Consider the following 16,360-nt stretch of genomic DNA (forward strand, 5'->3'; position numbering starts at 1 on the left):
AGGGACCTGACTCATGGGAGCTCAGCTCCGGGTCTACAAGCGTCGCATCCGATCCGTCACCGCGACCAAGAAGATCACCAAGGCGATGGAGATGATCGCCGCCTCGCGCGTCGTCAAGGCGCAGCGCAAGGTGGCGGCCTCCACGCCGTACGCGCAGGAACTCACCCGCGCGGTCACGGCGGTCGGAACCGGGTCGAACACCAAGCACCCGCTCACCACGGAGGCGGACAACCCGACCCGTGCCGCGGTCCTGCTCCTCACGAGCGACCGCGGCCTGGCCGGCGCCTTCAACGCCAACGCCATCAAGGCGGCGGAGCAGCTGACCGAGCGCCTCGAGCGCGAGGGCAAGCAGGTCGACACGTACATCGTCGGCCGGCGCGGTGTGGCCCACTACAACTTCCGTGAGCGCAAGATCGCGGAAGCGTTCACCGGCTTCACCGACGAGCCCTCGTACGCGGACGCCAAGAAGGTCGCGGCGCCGCTGATCGAGGCGATCCAGACGGAGACGGCGGACGGCGGCGTGGACGAACTCCACATCGTCTACACCGAGTTCGTCTCGATGATGACGCAGACGGCGGTCGGCTCCCGGCTGCTGCCGCTGCGCCTCGACGAGGCGGCCGAGGAGACCGCGGCCAAGGGCGAGATCCTGCCGCTGTACGACTTCGAGCCCTCGGCGGAGGACGTCCTCGACGCGCTGCTGCCGCGGTACGTGGAGAGCCGGATCTACAACGCGCTGCTCCAGTCGGCCGCTTCGAAGCACGCCGCCACGCGGCGCGCGATGAAGTCGGCCACCGACAACGCGGGCGAGCTGATCAACACGCTCTCCCGTCTTGCCAACGCGGCCCGCCAGGCCGAAATCACCCAGGAAATCAGCGAGATCGTCGGTGGCGCCAGTGCCCTGGCCGACGCGACCGCGGGGAGTGACAACTAATGACCACCACTGTTGAGACCGCGACGGCTACGGGCCGCGTCGCCCGGGTCATCGGCCCGGTCGTCGACGTGGAGTTCCCCGTCGACGCCATGCCGGAGATCTACAACGCCCTGCACGTCCAGGTCGCCGACCCGGCCAAGGAGGGTGAGCTCAAGACGCTGACCCTCGAGGTCGCGCAGCACCTCGGTGACGGCCTGGTCCGCACCATCTCCATGCAGCCCACCGACGGTCTGGTCCGCCAGGCCCCGGTGACCGACACGGGCGCCTCCATCTCCGTGCCGGTCGGCGACTTCACCACCGGCAAGGTGTTCAACACCCTCGGTGAGGTGCTGAACGTCGACGCGGAGTACACGGGCGAGCGCTGGCCGATCCACCGCAAGGCGCCGAACTTCGACGAGCTCGAGTCGAAGACCGAGATGTTCGAGACCGGCGTCAAGGTCATCGACCTGCTGACCCCGTACGTCAAGGGCGGCAAGATCGGTCTGTTCGGCGGCGCCGGCGTCGGCAAGACGGTGCTCATCCAGGAGATGATCTACCGCGTCGCCAACAACCACGACGGTGTGTCGGTGTTCGCCGGTGTCGGTGAGCGCACCCGTGAGGGCAACGACCTCATCGACGAGATGAGCGAGTCGGGCGTCATCGACAAGACGGCGCTCGTCTTCGGCCAGATGGACGAGCCCCCGGGCACCCGTCTGCGCGTGGCCCTGGCCGGTCTGACCATGGCGGAGTACTTCCGCGATGTGCAGAAGCAGGACGTGCTGTTCTTCATCGACAACATCTTCCGCTTCACCCAGGCCGGTTCCGAGGTGTCGACCCTGCTCGGCCGTATGCCCTCCGCGGTGGGCTACCAGCCGAACCTGGCCGACGAGATGGGTCTCCTCCAGGAGCGCATCACCTCGACCCGTGGTCACTCGATCACCTCGATGCAGGCGATCTACGTCCCCGCGGACGACCTGACCGACCCGGCCCCGGCCACCACCTTCGCCCACCTCGACGCGACGACGGTGCTGTCCCGTCCGATCTCGGAGAAGGGCATCTACCCGGCCGTGGACCCGCTGGACTCGACGTCCCGGATCCTGGACCCGCGCTACATCGCGCAGGACCACTACGACGCGGCCATGCGCGTGAAGAACATCCTGCAGAAGTACAAGGACCTGCAGGACATCATCGCGATCCTCGGTATCGACGAGCTCGGCGAGGAGGACAAGCTCGTCGTCCACCGTGCCCGTCGCGTGGAGCGCTTCCTGTCCCAGAACACCCACGTCGCCAAGCAGTTCACCGGCGTCGACGGGTCGGACGTCCCGCTGGACGAGTCGATCGCGGCCTTCAACGCGATCTGCGACGGCGAGTACGACCACTTCCCGGAGCAGGCGTTCTTCATGTGCGGTGGCATCGAGGACCTGAAGAAGAACGCGAAGGAGCTGGGCGTCTCCTGACCCCCGCGCTCTGACGTGAGCCGAACGGCTCACCCTTGAGGGGGCGGGCACGTCCCGCCCCCTCTGCCACGCCCACTAGACTTGTAACCAACACCCGGCACTACCGCCGGGTGGTGACCCGAGGAGCCACCTTGGCTGCTGAGCTGCACGTCGCGCTGGTCGCGGCCGACCGAGAGGTCTGGTCCGGCGAGGCCACCCTGGTCGTCGCGCGCACCACGTCCGGCGACATCGGCGTCATGCCCGGTCACCAGCCGCTGCTCGGTGTGCTGGAGTCGGGCCCGGTGACCATCCGCACGCCCGAGGGCGGGACGGTCGTCGCCGCGGTGCACGGCGGATTCATCTCGTTCGCGGACAACAAGCTGTCCCTGCTGGCCGAGGTCGCCGAGCTGTCGGACGAGATCGACGTCCAGCGCGTGGAGCAGGAGCTCGCCCGCGCGAAGGCGGACGACGACGCCGAGGCCCAGCGCGCCGCGGACGTCCGTCTGCGGGCGGCGACGGCGGGGCGCTGATCCCGGCGACGGTGAGATGACGTCACTCAGCCGCGGCCGGCACCGGAGCGATCCGGAGCCGGTCGCGGCTGAGGCAGATCTGGATGATTTTTCCGTTCCGTTACCTAGGAGACGAGGAGGTCGGTGCCGATGGTCCTCGCTCTGACTGTGTGCGGAATCGTCGTGGCCCTCGTGGTGGTGGGGCTCTTCGTCTTCGGCCTGCGGCGTCGGCTCATCCAGCGGTCGGGCGGCACCTTCGACTGCAGTCTGCGCTGGGACGCGCCCGAGAAGGGCGACTCCGGCGGCAAGGGCTGGGCCTACGGGGTGGCGCGCTACAACGGCGACCGGGTCGAGTGGTTCCGGGTGTTCTCCTACGCCCCGCGTCCGCGCCGTGTCCTGGAGCGTTCCGCGATCGAGGTGGCCGGCCGCCGCGTCCCGGAGGGCGAGGAGGAGCTGGCGCTGCTGTCCGACGCGGTGATCCTCGCCTGTGTCCACCGGGGCACGCGGCTGGAGCTCGCGATGAGCGAGGACGCGCTGACCGGTTTCCTCGCCTGGCTGGAGGCGGCGCCTCCCGGCCAGCGGGTGAACGTCGCCTGATCGTCCGATCTGCTGAAGCACATCGCCCCTCCTCCCGGGCTGGGAGGAGGGGCGATCGCTCGTACCAGGTGCGGGTTACCTCAGTCCGGCGTCCACGGCGGTGGCCAGCTCACCGTTGGCGGTGTCGCCGCTGAACTCCCAGTAGAAGGCGCCGCCCAGGCCCTGGGACTTGGCCCACGCCATCTTGGAGGCGATGGTGGCGGGGGTGTCGTAGGACCACCAGTTGGTGCCGCAGTAGGCGTACGCGGTGCCGCCGACGGTGCCGGTGGCCGGGCAGCTGTTCTTGAGGATCTTGTAGTCCTCGATGCCCGCCTCGTACGTGCCGGGCGCGGCGCCGGTCGCGGTGCCGCCGGGCGCGGACTGGGTCACGCCGGTCCAGCCGCGGCCGTAGAAGCCGATGCCGAGCAGCAGCTTCTTGGACGGGACGCCCTTGGACTTCAGCTTGGCGATGGCGTCGGCCGAGTTGAAGCCGGCCTGCGGGATGCCCGGGTACGACGTCAGCGGCGAGTGCGGGGCCGTCGGACCCTGCGCGTTGAAGGCGCCGAAGTAGTCGTACGTCATCACGTTGTACCAGTCCAGGTACTGGGCGGCGCCGCCGTAGTCGGCCGCGTCGATCTTGCCGCCGTTGGAGCCGTCCGCCGTGATGGCCGCGGTGATCAGGTAGTTGGACCCGAACTCGGCGCGCAGCGCCTGCGTCAGGGTGCGGAAGGCCGCCGGCCCGCTGCTGTCACAGGTGAGACCGCAGGCGTTCGGGTACTCCCAGTCGATGTCGATGCCGTCGAAGACGTCGGCCCAGCGCGGGTCCTCCACGACCTGCTTGCAGGAGCGGGCGAACGCGGCGGCGTTCTGTGCGGCCTGGCCGAAGCCGCCGGAGTAGGTCCAGCCGCCGAAGGAGTACAGCACCTTGATGTGCGGGTACTTGGCCTTCAGCTGGCGCAGCTGGTTGAAGTTGCCGCGCAGCGGCTGGTCCCAGGTGTCGGCCTGTCCGCTGACGGACTGGTCGGCGGTGTACGCCTTGTCGTAGGCGGCGTAGGTGTCGTCGACCGTGCACTGGCCGTTCTTCACGTTGCCGAAGGCGTAGTTGATGTGGGTGATCTTCGAGGCGGTGCCCGAGGTCACCAGGTTCTTGACGTGGTAGTTGCGGCCGTAGACGCCCCACTCGGTGAAGTAGCCGAGCTTGACCTTGTCGCCCGTGGGCGGCTCGGTGGAGCCTCCGCCGGTGGTGCGCACCGCGCGGGCGCCGCTGACCGGGCCGAGCTGGTCGGCGGTGTCGCGGGCCTGGACGGTGTACGAGTAGTCGGTGCCGGCGGTGAGACCGGTGTCCGTGTACGAGGTGGCGGTCACGGTGGCGACCTTGGCGCCGTCGCGCAGCACGTCGTAGTTCTTGACGCCCTTGTCGTCGGTGGCCGCGCTCCAGGACAGCTTCACCGAGGTGTTGGTGATGTCCGAGGCGGACGGGGTGCCGGGGGCGCTGGGCGGGTTGTCACCGGGGTTGGTGGAGCCGCCGTCGCAGCTGCCGCCGTTGAGCTTGCAGTTGGCGGGGGAGCCGGGGCCGGCGCCGTTGAAGCCGAAGCTGACGGACGCGCCGGGGGCGAGGGTGCCGTTCCAGGACTTGTTCTTGGCGGTCCAGTGGGTGCCGGAGGAGGTGACGTCGGCGTCCCAGGCGGAGGTGACCGAGGTGCCGGAGGGGAAGTCCCACTCGACGGTCCAGGAGCTGAGGCTGGTGGTGCCGGTGTTCTTGACGGTCCACTTGCCCTCGAAGCCGGTGCCCCAGTCCTGGGTCTTGACGTAGGTCGCGGTCGCCGACGTCGCCGCCTGGGCGGGGTTCGCGAGGCCGACGAGGCCGGCGAAGGGGAGCACGAGGGTCGCGATTCCGGCCGCGACTCTGTGTCTGAAGCGCATGCCGCGCCTCCTTCTGGGGGATGGGGGCACGACTGAGCCTTCGTGCCCACGGTGCGGCGAGAATAGAAAGGTCTGGACCACGGGTCAATAGGTCTGGACCACTGTGCGCGAGTCTTTGCGTTCTAAACCTTCACGCGGCCTCAGATCCCCAACTCCTGGGCCAGCACCGCCGCTTGGACCCGGCTGCGCAGCTCCAGCTTCCCCAGCAGCCGGCTGACGTGCGTCTTCACCGTCGCCTCGGCCATGTCCAGGCGCTCCGCGATGGCGGCGTTCGACAGCCCCTCCCCGAGGCACGACAGCACCTCCCGCTCCCGCCGGGTGAGCGTGTCGAGCACCGACGGGTCCGCCGCCGGACGGGCGGGCCTCGCGGCGAACTCCGCGATCAGACGCCGCGTCACCGCCGGGGCGACGATGCCCTCGCCGCCCGCCACCGTGCGCACCGCCGCGATCAGGTCCTTCGCCTCGGTGTTCTTCAGCAGAAACCCGGCCGCCCCCGCCCGCAGCGCCCCGAAGACGTACTCGTCCAGGTCGAAGGTGGTCAGCACCAGCACGTCCGCGAGGTTCTCCCCGACCACCTGCCGGGTCGCCGACACCCCGTCCAGGCGCGGCATCTGGACGTCCATCAGCACCACGTCCGGGCGCAGTTCGCGGGCGAGCGCCACCGCCTGCTCGCCGTCGGCCGCCTCGCCCACCACCTCGACGTCCGGCGCGCTGCGCAGGATCAGCACCAGCCCCGCGCGGACGGCGGACTGGTCCTCGGCGACCAGGACCCGGATCATCAGGCTTCTCCTTGCTCGACGTCGGTGACCGGCAGGGCGGCACGCACCACCCACCGCTTGCCCTCGGGCCCGTCCTCAGGCCCGGCCTCGAAGGAGCCGTCCAGCAGGGCGGCCCGCTCCCGCATGCCCACCAGACCGGCCCCGGACCCCGGCGCGCGCGGGCCGGCACGGTCGCCGTAAGGGCTGGTGACCCGGATCTCCAGGCCCTCGGGCGAGCGGCGCAGCCGCACGTCCACCCGGCCGGGGGCGGCGTGCTTCAGCGCGTTGGTCAGCGACTCCTGCACGATCCTGTACGCGGCCAGCTCCACCGGCGCGGGCACGGCGCCGTGCTCCGCGTCCAGGGCGACGTCCAGGCCGTTGGCGCGGGCGGTGTCGATCAGGGCGCCGAGACCGTCGAGGGTGGGCGTCGCGGCGGGCTCCCGGTCGTCGGCGCCGTCACGCAGGATGCCGATGAGCCGTCGCATTTCGGACAGACCTTGGACGCTGTTCTCCCGGATCACCGTGAGCGCGTCCTTCGAGGTCGCCGGGTCGTCCAGGGAGAGCGCGGCAGTGGAGTGGATGGCGATCGCGGAGAGGTGGTTGGCGACCAGGTCGTGCAACTCCCGCGCCATGCGCGAGCGTTCCGCGGTGACCGCCTGGACCCGGTCCATCTCCGCCAGCAGCGCGGTCTGTTCGGCCTGGAGACGGGCGGCGTCGGCGGCGTCCCGGTGGTTGCGCACGATCAGCCCGGTCGACGCGGGCGCGAAGGTCACCGCGCCGACCACCAGACCGATCAGCAGCGCCTCGGGCACCCGGAGCACGGCGTACGGCACCAGCATCCCGGCCAGCGTCAGCACCCCGGTGATCCACGGCAGCCGGCGGGCGGTCGCGGGGGAGCCGTAGACCACGGCGGCGTACATCAGGTCGGTGTACATCACGATCGTCGCGATGCTGCCCTGCGTCACGGTGTCCGCGGCCAGCGCCAGCGTGCCGACGGCGAGCGCGGTGCGCGGGGCGGTGCGGCGCAGCAGCTCGCAGCACGCCGTCACACCGAGCGGCACCAGCAGCGCCCACCGGCCGTGGAAGAGCACCATCGGGTCGTCGCCCGGCCGCACGCCCAGCCCGAACGCCCACAGCAGCAGCCCGCCCAGCAGTCCGGCGAGGGCGACGGCCACGTCGAAGCGGGGCGGGCAGAGGGGTCGTACGGTCATGGATCCCATCCAACACGGTGTCCGGGGCCCGCGCCTGATCCCCGAGACCGGTCCCGGACTGCATCTTTCGATGTACCGCGGATTCGTCGGCCGCGACGACGCGGCGGGCCGAGGCGCACGGAAGCCTGGAGGGGAGACCGAGAGGAGCGAACCGTGATCGTCGCCTTGATCATCGCCTGCGAGATCGGGTTCTGGGTGCTGCTGGCGGCCGGGCTGGCCTTCCGCTACCTGCTGCGCATGCCGCGCACGGGCCTGGCGCTGCTGCTGTGCGAGCCGGTGCTGGAGGTCGTGCTGCTCGTCGTCACCGCCTGGGACCTGAAGAACGGCGCCGAGCCGGACTGGACCCACGGTCTCGCCGCGCTCTACATCGGCTACACCGTGGGCCACGGCCACCGCACCGTGACATGGCTCGACGGCCACGCGGCGCACCGCCTCGACGGCCGCCCCCTGGTCCGGCCGCCCCGCCACGGCCTGGCCCGCGCCCGGCACGAGACCAAGGTGTGGCTGGGCACGGTCGTCGCCGCCGCCGTGGCGACCGCGCTGCTCCAGCTCGCCATCTGGTACGTCGGCGACCCGGGCCGCGTCACCTCCCTGGAGTCCTGGCGCGCCACCGCCTGGCGGGCGGCCGGCATCCACGGCCTGATCACCCTCACCTACTGGCTGTGGCCCAAGAAGACGCCCCTGCGCGGCGCCGGCACCGCGCAGGACGCGGGGACGGACCGGGAGAAGGCGGTCCGGTGAGCGCGGCCCAGACCGGGCTCAGCGCTCGCCGCCCGGCACCCACAGGACGTCGCCCGTCTCCTTGTTGGCGATGCGGGCCAGGATGAACAGCAGGTCCGACAGACGGTTCAGGTAGGTCGCGGTGAGCGGGTTCATCGTCTCGCCGTGCGCCTCCAGGGCCGCCCACGTCGAGCGCTCCGCCCGGCGCACCACCGTGCACGCCTGGTGCAGCAGGGCCGCGCCCGGCGTGCCGCCCGGCAGGATGAACGAGCGGAGCTTCTCCAGCTGCTCGTTGAAGCGGTCGCAGTCCTCCTCCAGCCGGTCGACGTAGAACTGCTCGACCCGCAGCGGCGGGTACTTCGGGTCCTCCACCACCGGCGTCGACAGGTCGGCGCCCACGTCGAACAGGTCGTTCTGCACGCGGGTGAGGACCGCGACCACCTCGTCCGGCAGATCGCCCAGGGCGAGCGCGGTGCCGATCACCGCGTTCGCCTCGTTGGCGTCCGCGTAGGCGGAGATCCGCAGATCGGTCTTGGCGACCCGGCTCATGTCCCCGAGGTGGGTGGTGCCCTTGTCGCCGGTCCGCGTGTAGATGCGTGTCAGGTTGACCATGAGGTCAGCCTAGTGACGCGCCCGCCACCCGGGGCACCTGTGTGCCCGTTGTCACGGCGCGGGCGGCGGGGTGAGCAGCAGCACCATCAGGCCCTGCGCCCGCGTGCCGTCCGGCGCGTCCCACGCCCCGGCGACATGGCCCGCCGCGCCCGGCTCCGCCTGCGGGGCGCCGTCCTGGGCGGGGTGCAGGGTGCGCAGCACGCGCAGCACCGTGCCGTCCGCCGCGGTCAGCTCGGTGTGCTCCTCGCCGTCCTCGACCGCAGGGAACTCCGCCGGCAGCGGGCCCTCGCCCGCCAGCGCGCGGCTCACCTCACGGTCGGGGGTGTGGCTCACGCTCTGCGCCTGCGGCTCCGCCCGGCCCTCCAGCAGCGCCGCCAACTCCGCGACGGCCACCGGGTCGTGGCAGGCGTCGTAGACCCAGCGGCGGCCCAGCACCCCGTGCTCGGCCGTGCCGACGAGGGCCGCGTCCGCCCCGTCGAGCGGCGCGGCGCGGTAGGTGAGCGGCACCAGGTAGGAGACCGGGGCGTCGCCCGACCCGTCGCGGACCACCATGAACTCGATGCCGACCTCGCCCTTGGGGTCGTCCAGCCGGAAGCCGCCCGCCTTGCCGAGCTTCGGCTCCCCCAGGCCGCCGTGGTACCAGGGCCGGGTGGGCAGCCAGCCGGTCAGCAGCTCCAGCTTGGTCGGCTCGAGGGTGGTGCGGTGGATGACGGCCATGCCGGGGTTCTCCTTCGAGGGGCGGACACACCGGCCCCCACCCTCGCACCGGCGGCGCTCCGGCGCGACGGCTTTCCGCGGGGCCGCCGGCCCGCCCGCCGTACCGGCCCTCGGGACGGCGGGCGCCCGCGAGCTGACGCCCCGTCGCCTCCCGCCGCCTCTGCCGCCGGTGTGATGTCCGTCATGTGAGACGTGACGCGCGTTACTTACCGGTCACAGGGCTCCCCGCGAACGCTAATGTCCGCTCCTGGAGAACATGGACAGCGCGTATCAGGGGAGTCGCACAGTGGCACGCAAGCTCGCCGTCATCGGGGCCGGTCTCATGGGGTCCGGCATCGCCCAGGTCTCCGCTCAGGCGGGCTGGGACGTCGTCCTGCGCGACGTCACCGACGAGGCGCTGACGCGGGGCACGGACGGGATCAAGGCGTCGTACGACAAGTTCGTCGCCAAGGGGAAGCTCGAGGCGAAGGACGCCGAGGCCGCCCTCGGCCGGATCACCACGACCACCGATCTCGACGCCTGCGCCGACGCGGACGTCGTCGTCGAGGCCGTCTTCGAGAAGCTCGAGGTCAAGCACGAGATCTTCCGCACGCTCGACAAGCTCGTACGCGAGGACGCCGTCCTCGCCTCCAACACCTCGGCCATCCCGATCACCAAGATCGCGGCCGTGACGGAGCGCCCGGAGCGGGTCGTCGGCACGCACTTCTTCTCGCCGGTGCCGATGATGCAGCTCTGCGAGCTGGTCCGCGGCTACAAGACCAGCGACGAAACCCTCGCCAAGGCGCGGGAGTTCGCCGAGTCCGTCGGCAAGACCTGCATCGTCGTCAACCGCGACGTCGCCGGCTTCGTCACCACCCGCCTCATCTGCGCCCTCGTCGTCGAGGCCGCCAAGCTGTACGAGTCGGGCGTGGCCAGCGCCGAGGACATCGACCTCGCCTGCAAGCTGGGCTTCGGCCACGCCATGGGCCCGCTGGCCACGGCCGACCTCACCGGCGTGGACATCCTGCTGCACGCCACGAGCAACATCTACACGGAGTCGCAGGACGAGAAGTTCGCGGCACCCGAGCTGATGCGCCGGATGGTTGACGCCGGTGACATCGGACGCAAGAGCGGGCAGGGCTTCTACGAGCACTGAGACCGCGCACACCCCGGCGTGCATCACACGCCGGGGTGAATTCGGTATCGGTTCGCTCACAGGCAGCAACCTCCGCGGCCGTCACGCAGTCAGAGGTTGCAACACCGGCCGTCAGGACACCGCGGAGCACACCACGCATCACGGGGAGCGCATATGCACATCAGGGGCGACCACGCCGAGCTGGTCGTCGGGGGCCGCCTCGACGTCCGCAGCGCGGCGGACGCCCGTACGGTCCTGCACTCGGCCGTCGACGACGGAGTCGGCGACCTCGTGCTGGACCTGTCCGAACTGGACTCCTGGGACGCCACCGGACTCGGGGTGATCATGGGGGCCCACCGACGGGCCGGCCGCTGCGGCCGGCGCCTGGTGCTGCGCGACGTGCCGCCGCAGATGCAGCGCCTGTTGGTGGCCACCCGGCTGCACCGCATCCTGGCGATCGAGGGGGGCATCGGGGTGGACACGCTGCCCCGCGTGTAGGGGCGTACGGGTGCACGACGGACGAGCCGGAGAAGCCGGGCCCACGCCCGCGAACCCCGCGCCGCGCGCACAATCCTCACGAGACCGTGACCAGTCGGACGCCCTGGTACCCCGGGCTGTCGTGGATACTGACCGAAGGTTTAGGGTTCGGCTGCCCGCTGCCTTGCAACCCTCGAGCGGGCCCGGACCAGAAGCGACAGCGCGGTGTGCAGCGAGGCCGGGGAGGGCTTCAGCCACGACGCTTTTGGGGGGCTAGGACCTATGGACCCGAACCACACGGGACCCGAGGAGTACGGCCACGGCGGCGACGCGCCGCGCCAGCGCCCTCCCAGGGAATCCCTCACCTCCGACTTCGGACAGCACGCGCCCGTGCCCGCCCGCACGGTGCAGCTCGTCTCCGGGGACTTCCTGCTGACCGTCAACCCCGTCGACGGCAGCGAGATCGAGCCCTGCCCGCCCGCCGAGCGGCCCGCCCGCCCCGGCAGGCTCACCGAGCCCGAGCGCGCCGAGGTGGAGCGTGCCGCCGCCCCGCCCGTCCCCCCGGGCCCCGCGCAGCCGTCGCTGCCCCTGCTGGCCCGTCAGGACGAGCGGGAGGCGCTGGTACGGCTGCTCGCCCGCGGCCGCTCCGTGCGACTCGTCGGCCCCGGCGGCTCCGGCCGCACCCGGCTGCTCGACGTCGTCGCCGAGGACTGCGCCGATCTCGCGCCCGACGGAGTGGTCCGCCTCAACGGCCACCGCCGCAGCGCCGACGACCTCCTCCACGACCTCTTCCGCGCGGTCTTCGACGCGCCCCTGAACCGCCCCGACCGGGACGAACTGCTGGAGAGCGTCCGCGAGATCGGCGCCGTCGTCGTCCTGGACGACCTGGAGTTCGGCGGGGCCGCCCTCGACGAACTGCTGGACGCCACCCCCGAGTGCGCCTTCCTGTTCTCCGCCACCCCGGACGTGGCCGACCCCTCCGCCGACTCCGGCGTCGAGGACGTCGAGCTGCCGGGCCTCGACCGCGCGGCAGGACTCGACCTGCTCGGGCACGCCGTCGGCCGCACCCTCACCGACGAGGAGGCCACCTGGGCGGGGGACCTGTGGTTCGAGTCCGAGGGCCTGCCGCTGCGCTTCGTCCAGGCGGGCGCCCTGCTGCGCCAGCGCGACCGGCTGCGGGCCGGCACCAGCGCCGTCGACGAGTTCGGCGTCTTCGAGGACGTACGGCCCGACGAGGCGCCCTACGACCCCGCCGACGGCGACGAGGTCCCGCTGCCCTCCCTCGGCGAGGCCGCCGCGCCCGCCCCGCTGCTCGCCTCCCGGCTCAGCGCCTCCGCCCGCGCCACCCTGCGGTTCGCCGTCGCGCTCGGCGGCGAGGTGCCGCACCAGGCGCACCTGCCCGCCCTGGTCGGCGACACCCACGCCGACGCCGCCCTCGGCGAACTGGTCTCCTGCGGACTGGTCTCCCCGGTCGGCGCCCGCTACCGGCTCGCCGCGGGCGTCCCCGCCCAGCTGGAGGCCGCCGGGTACACCGACGACGCCGACACCCGCATCCGCGAGGCCGCGCAGCACTACGCCTGGTGGACCGGACACCCCTCGGTCACCCCGGAGCGGGTCTGCGCCGAGTCCGACGCGATCCTCGCCGCGCTCACCGCCCTGTCCCCGCTCGCCGCCGGCGCCGCCGACGAGCCCGGCACCGCCGTGCAGTTCGCCCGCACCGCCGCGCCCGCCTTCGCCGCCGGGCTCCACTGGAGCGCCTGGGAGCGGGCGCTGCGGGCCGGCGCGGAGGCCGCCCGCATCGCGGGGGACGTGGGCGAACAGGCCTACTTCCACCACGAGCTGGGCATCCACGCGCTGTGCGCCGGACAGCTCGACCGGGCGCGCGCCGAACTGGAGGCGTCCATCGGCCTGCGCGGCGCCCTCTCCGACAAGCGCGGCACGGTCGCGGGACGCAGGGCGCTGGCCCTCGTCGCCGACCGCTCCGGCGTCCCGCTCTCGATCGCGCCGACCGCGGCGGAGGAGGTGCCCGAGGCGCACGTCGAGGAGTCGGCGTCCCCGCCCCGCGGGGTGCCGATGGCCTTCCCCGACCTCCAGCCCCCCGCGGACACCGGTCTGGTCGTCTCCCGCGCCGTGCCGGCCGCCACGGTCCCGCAGCAGACCAAGGACGGCGTCGGGGGCGGCGTCAAGGGACTCGCCAAGCGGAACCTGGTCGCGGCGGGCGCGGGCGCCCTGCTCGTCGCCGTCCTCGGCACCGTCGTCACCCTCGGCGCCACGTCCGGCAACGACCCCGCGTCGCCCTCGGAGAACGTCGGCGTCAACCCGTCCGCCAGCCAGGGCCTGGACGACGGCAGCCTGGACGCGGACCCGGCCGCCGGCAACGAGGGCGACACGGGCAAGGCCACCAGCCGCCCCTCCGATCCCGGCCCCGACGGCACACCCGGCACCGCCGACGACCCGACGCCGACGGCCACCGGGTCCGACGAGCCGTCGGACGACGAGACGCCTACGGAGGAGCCGGACGAGCCGACGCGGCCGACGTCGCCCGGCAGCACGCCGACCAAACCGACCAAGTCGCCGAAGCCGCCGACGTCGAACTCGCCCACGCCGACCGAGACGGAGACCGAGGACCCGGAGGACCCCACGGAGGAGCCGACGGAGAGCCCCACCACGCCGCCGGAGGAGCCGTCCACCAGCAACTCCGCCAGTGGTCCCGCCTCCTCATCTCCCGTCGAGACCTCCACGACCGCCACGCAGAGCACGGACCAGGCATCGCCCGACGACACGGAGACGATGATCTGAGCCGCCGCAGACGACAGGGGGGCCGGGTTCCGCACGGAACCCGGCCCCCCTGCGCGCGCCGTCGTGGCGCGCCGCTCAGAACAGGCGCAGCTTGTCGTCCTCGATGCCGCGCAGGGCGTCGTAGTCGAGGATCTGGCAGCCGATGCCGCGGTCGGAGGCGAGCACCCGGGCCTGCGGCTTGATCTCCTGGGCGGCGAAAATGCCGCGCACGGGCGCGAGATGCGGGTCGCGGTTGAGGAGTTCCAGGTAGCGGGTGAGCTGTTCCACGCCGTCGATCTCGCCACGCCGCTTGATCTCCACGGCGACGGTCTGCCCGTCGGCGTCCCGGCACAGGATGTCGACCGGACCGATCGCGGTCATGTACTCGCGGCGGATCAGGGTGTAGCCCTCGCCCAGGGTCTCGATGCGGTCGGCGAGCAGTTCCTGAAGGTGTGCTTCCACGCCGTCCTTGATCAGGCCGGGATCGACGCCGAGTTCGTGCGACGAGTCGTGGAGGATCTCCTCCATCGTGATGATGAGCTTCTCGCCCGCCTTGTTGACGACGGTCCAGACGCCCTCCTGTTCACCGGTGCCCTCCTTCAGGGTGCACGGCGGCGACATCCAGTTGAGGGGCTTGTAGGCCCGGTCGTCGGCATGGATCGAGACGCTGCCGTCCGCCTTGACGAGGATCAGACGAGGTGCGGACGGCAGGTGCGCGGTGAGCCGCCCGGCGTAGTCCACGGAGCAGCGGGCAATGACGAGACGCATGGTCGGCAACGCTACTCGACCGGCCGGGGTGGACGCGATTCGCCCTCACAGGTGCCCCTCGGGGCGCATGAGGCGCGTCCTGTATCTCCTGGAAAACGCGTGTTCCACGATGGCCGATTCCCGGCCTACAGGAAGTTCCGCATCCGCCCGTTCTCCTGGTGCGGTCACCGTCCGTTGCTTACGGTATTGAACGGGAGGTCGCGGACCGTGTACGCAGCGTGCCCGTTTTCGCGCACTCCCTTTTCTGTCAGGCAACCCCCGAGTGCTGGGGGTGCGAGAGGAGAACCCATGTCGCTCGACGTCTCACCGGCCCTACTCGAACAGGCCGAGCGAGGCGAGGTCGACGAAGCTGACTTCGTCGACTGCGTCCGGACCTCCCTGCCCTACGCATGGGAGATGATCAGCTCCCTGGTGGCCCAGCTGAAGGTGGACGGCGGAGCCTTCGCCGACAACCAGACGCCTCCGCCGGACGAGCAGGCACGCGGTCAGCTGCTGCGTGCGCTCGCGAGTGACGCGATACGCGGCGCGCTGCAACGGCACTTCGGTGTGCGGCTGGCCTTCCAGAACTGCCACCGGGTGGCCGTGTTCCCGCTTGACTCCTCGGTCGACGAGAAGCTGGCCCGCTTCACCTCGGTGCGCAGCCAACTGCTCAACCAGTCGCCGGAACTGCGCGACTGCTGACGCTCCATCGATAGCTTGCCGCTCCGCCACGCGGGAGGTGCAGTCTGTGGCGGGGCGGCAAGCATCCCTGGAACGCCCTGGCACGTCAGGTGAGTTGGGGGAGCACCTCGGCGCCGAGCCGCCGTACGTTCTCCTCGGTCGCCGCCAGGTCCCCGGATCCCTCGACGAGCAGCGCGAAGCGGGAGATGCCGGTCCGCTCGCTGGTCGCGGCGAGCCGGTCGGCGCACAGCCGCGGGGTGCCCACCGGGTGCAGCCCGCACAGCAGCTCGGTGTAGGCCAGCGGGTCGCGCATCCGCCGCTCGCGGCCGTCCACCGTCACATGCGCGCCGAGCCCCTGTTTCAGCCAGCCAGGCATCGCCTTCAGCAGCGTCTCGGCCGCGTCCGCGCGCCGGTCCGCGATCTGGCACACCCCGGCGGAGACATGGGCCGCGCCCTCGATCTCGGCGGACGTCCGGCCGGTGGCGCGCGCGTGACGCCGCCACAGGGCGACCATCTCGGCCTTCTCCTCGTCGCCGACGTGCATGCCGAGCAGCATCGGCAGCCCGCGCTCTGCGGCCAGCCTCACGCTCGCGGGGGAGGTGCAGGCGACCACGACCTCCGGGCCCTCGGCCTCGTTGAGCGCCTCCGAGGGGCGCGGGACGACGGGCACCTCGCGGAACCTGTACCGCTCGCCGTCGGCGCCCACGGACGGCTCGCGCAGCCACCGCAGCAGCAGGTCAAGCGCCTCCGGGAACCCCTTCTCGTACGCCTCCAGGCCGGCCCCGAAGACCTCCAGGTCCACCCACGGGCCGCCGCGGCCGAGACCCAGCGAGAACCGTCCGCCACTGGCGACGTGCAGCAGCGCGGCCTGCTCTCCGAGCGCGACCGGGTGGGCGGTGGGCAGCACACTGACCGCCGTGCCGACACGCAGCCGCCGCGTGCGGCCTAGCAGCATGGCCGCCAGGGTGACGGCGGACGGGCAGGTGCCGTAGGGCACGAAGTGGTGCTCGGCCAGCCAGACCGTGTCGAGCCCCGACTCCTCGGCCACTTCGGCGGAGCGGACCGCGCGGTGCAGCGCTTCCCCTTCGCCCTGCCCGGGGAACCGGGCCGCCAACACGAAACTTCCAACGCGCATTGCTCTTCCTGCTTCCTTGGCTCCGACGCGGAGCTCCCCCGCAGGGCATAACCGTC

General features: G+C 71.9%; 16 protein-coding genes. 9 read left to right on the plus strand and 7 right to left on the minus strand.

All coding sequences use genetic code 11. The features are described from left to right. The first annotated feature begins 13 nt into the window (after window positions 1–13). The 4 genes from AY578_RS22755 to AY578_RS22770 all read left to right on the plus strand — a co-directional run bounded on the left by AY578_RS22755 (window position 14) and on the right by AY578_RS22770 (window position 3,452). Window positions 14–931 carry a F0F1 ATP synthase subunit gamma gene (locus AY578_RS22755; protein ID WP_019524084.1) on the plus strand — a complete coding sequence of 306 codons (918 nt, stop codon included), beginning with the start codon at window positions 14–16 and terminating at the stop codon, window positions 929–931. Beyond that, complete coding sequence (atpD, locus tag AY578_RS22760; protein WP_019524083.1) at window positions 931–2,367, plus strand: F0F1 ATP synthase subunit beta; 1,437 nt, start codon at window positions 931–933, stop codon at window positions 2,365–2,367. The genes AY578_RS22755 and atpD overlap by 1 nt, the downstream gene beginning before the upstream one ends. A gap of 131 nt (window positions 2,368–2,498) precedes the next feature. Beyond that, complete coding sequence (locus AY578_RS22765) at window positions 2,499–2,876, plus strand: F0F1 ATP synthase subunit epsilon (protein ID WP_019524082.1); 378 nt, start codon at window positions 2,499–2,501, stop codon at window positions 2,874–2,876. A 129-nt stretch (window positions 2,877–3,005) separates the two neighbouring features. Beyond that, window positions 3,006–3,452: a DUF2550 domain-containing protein gene (locus AY578_RS22770; RefSeq protein WP_136238864.1), complete on the plus strand. Its 447-nt coding sequence runs from the start codon at window positions 3,006–3,008 to the stop codon at window positions 3,450–3,452. A 75-nt stretch (window positions 3,453–3,527) separates the two neighbouring features. Here the strand turns inward: AY578_RS22770 and AY578_RS22775 are convergent, their stop codons facing one another. From AY578_RS22775 to AY578_RS22785, 3 genes are all read right to left on the minus strand, one after another. Next, complete coding sequence (locus AY578_RS22775) at window positions 3,528–5,354, minus strand: glycoside hydrolase family 18 chitinase (RefSeq protein ID WP_028961088.1); 1,827 nt, start codon at window positions 5,352–5,354, stop codon at window positions 3,528–3,530. Between the two features lie 140 nt (window positions 5,355–5,494). Further along, window positions 5,495–6,133 (minus strand): response regulator, encoded by a 639-nt coding sequence (locus AY578_RS22780; protein ID WP_019524079.1) that lies wholly within the window; start codon window positions 6,131–6,133, stop codon window positions 5,495–5,497. Beyond that, window positions 6,133–7,323, minus strand: a complete 1,191-nt coding sequence (locus AY578_RS22785; protein WP_020700084.1) for a sensor histidine kinase — start codon at window positions 7,321–7,323, stop codon at window positions 6,133–6,135. The genes AY578_RS22780 and AY578_RS22785 overlap by 1 nt, the downstream gene beginning before the upstream one ends. Window positions 7,324–7,476: 153 nt before the next feature. On the opposite strand from AY578_RS22785, the gene AY578_RS22790 reads away from it, so the two are divergent. Then, on the plus strand, window positions 7,477–8,064 hold the full coding sequence (locus tag AY578_RS22790; RefSeq protein WP_161107314.1) for a hypothetical protein: 588 nt from the start codon (window positions 7,477–7,479) through the stop codon (window positions 8,062–8,064). An 18-nt stretch (window positions 8,065–8,082) separates the two neighbouring features. Here the strand turns inward: AY578_RS22790 and AY578_RS22795 are convergent, their stop codons facing one another. Next, complete coding sequence (locus AY578_RS22795) at window positions 8,083–8,655, minus strand: cob(I)yrinic acid a,c-diamide adenosyltransferase (protein WP_019524076.1); 573 nt, start codon at window positions 8,653–8,655, stop codon at window positions 8,083–8,085. Window positions 8,656–8,706: 51 nt separating this feature from the next. Further along, entirely contained in the window at window positions 8,707–9,372 is a 666-nt protein-coding gene (locus AY578_RS22800; RefSeq protein ID WP_136238867.1) for a maltokinase N-terminal cap-like domain-containing protein, read from the minus strand. A 286-nt stretch (window positions 9,373–9,658) separates the two neighbouring features. Between AY578_RS22800 and AY578_RS22805 the strand changes: the two genes are divergently transcribed. The 3 genes from AY578_RS22805 to AY578_RS22815 all read left to right on the plus strand — a co-directional run bounded on the left by AY578_RS22805 (window position 9,659) and on the right by AY578_RS22815 (window position 13,762). After that, window positions 9,659–10,507, plus strand: coding sequence for a 3-hydroxyacyl-CoA dehydrogenase family protein (locus AY578_RS22805; protein ID WP_019524074.1), 849 nt, complete (start codon window positions 9,659–9,661; stop codon window positions 10,505–10,507). Between the two features lie 153 nt (window positions 10,508–10,660). After that, on the plus strand, window positions 10,661–10,984 hold the full coding sequence (locus AY578_RS22810; RefSeq protein WP_019524073.1) for an STAS domain-containing protein: 324 nt from the start codon (window positions 10,661–10,663) through the stop codon (window positions 10,982–10,984). Window positions 10,985–11,245: 261 nt separating this feature from the next. Further along, window positions 11,246–13,762, plus strand: coding sequence for an ATP-binding protein (locus AY578_RS22815; protein WP_258905060.1), 2,517 nt, complete (start codon window positions 11,246–11,248; stop codon window positions 13,760–13,762). Window positions 13,763–13,837: 75 nt separating this feature from the next. On the opposite strand, the gene nucS is transcribed toward AY578_RS22815, so the two are convergent. After that, window positions 13,838–14,509, minus strand: coding sequence for an endonuclease NucS (gene nucS / locus AY578_RS22820; RefSeq protein WP_019524071.1), 672 nt, complete (start codon window positions 14,507–14,509; stop codon window positions 13,838–13,840). A 288-nt stretch (window positions 14,510–14,797) separates the two neighbouring features. Between nucS and AY578_RS22825 the strand changes: the two genes are divergently transcribed. Further along, window positions 14,798–15,190, plus strand: coding sequence for an SCO5389 family protein (locus AY578_RS22825; RefSeq protein WP_019524070.1), 393 nt, complete (start codon window positions 14,798–14,800; stop codon window positions 15,188–15,190). 85 nt (window positions 15,191–15,275) lie between these two features. Here AY578_RS22825 and AY578_RS22830 read toward each other — a convergent pair whose 3' ends face one another. Then, on the minus strand, window positions 15,276–16,304 hold the full coding sequence (locus AY578_RS22830) for an LLM class flavin-dependent oxidoreductase (RefSeq protein WP_161232972.1): 1,029 nt from the start codon (window positions 16,302–16,304) through the stop codon (window positions 15,276–15,278). Between the last annotated feature and the right edge of the window lie 56 nt (window positions 16,305–16,360).

Origin of the sequence: Streptomyces thermocarboxydus (assembly GCF_024760485.1) — a bacterium.
GTDB lineage: Bacteria > Actinomycetota > Actinomycetes > Streptomycetales > Streptomycetaceae > Streptomyces > Streptomyces cellulosae.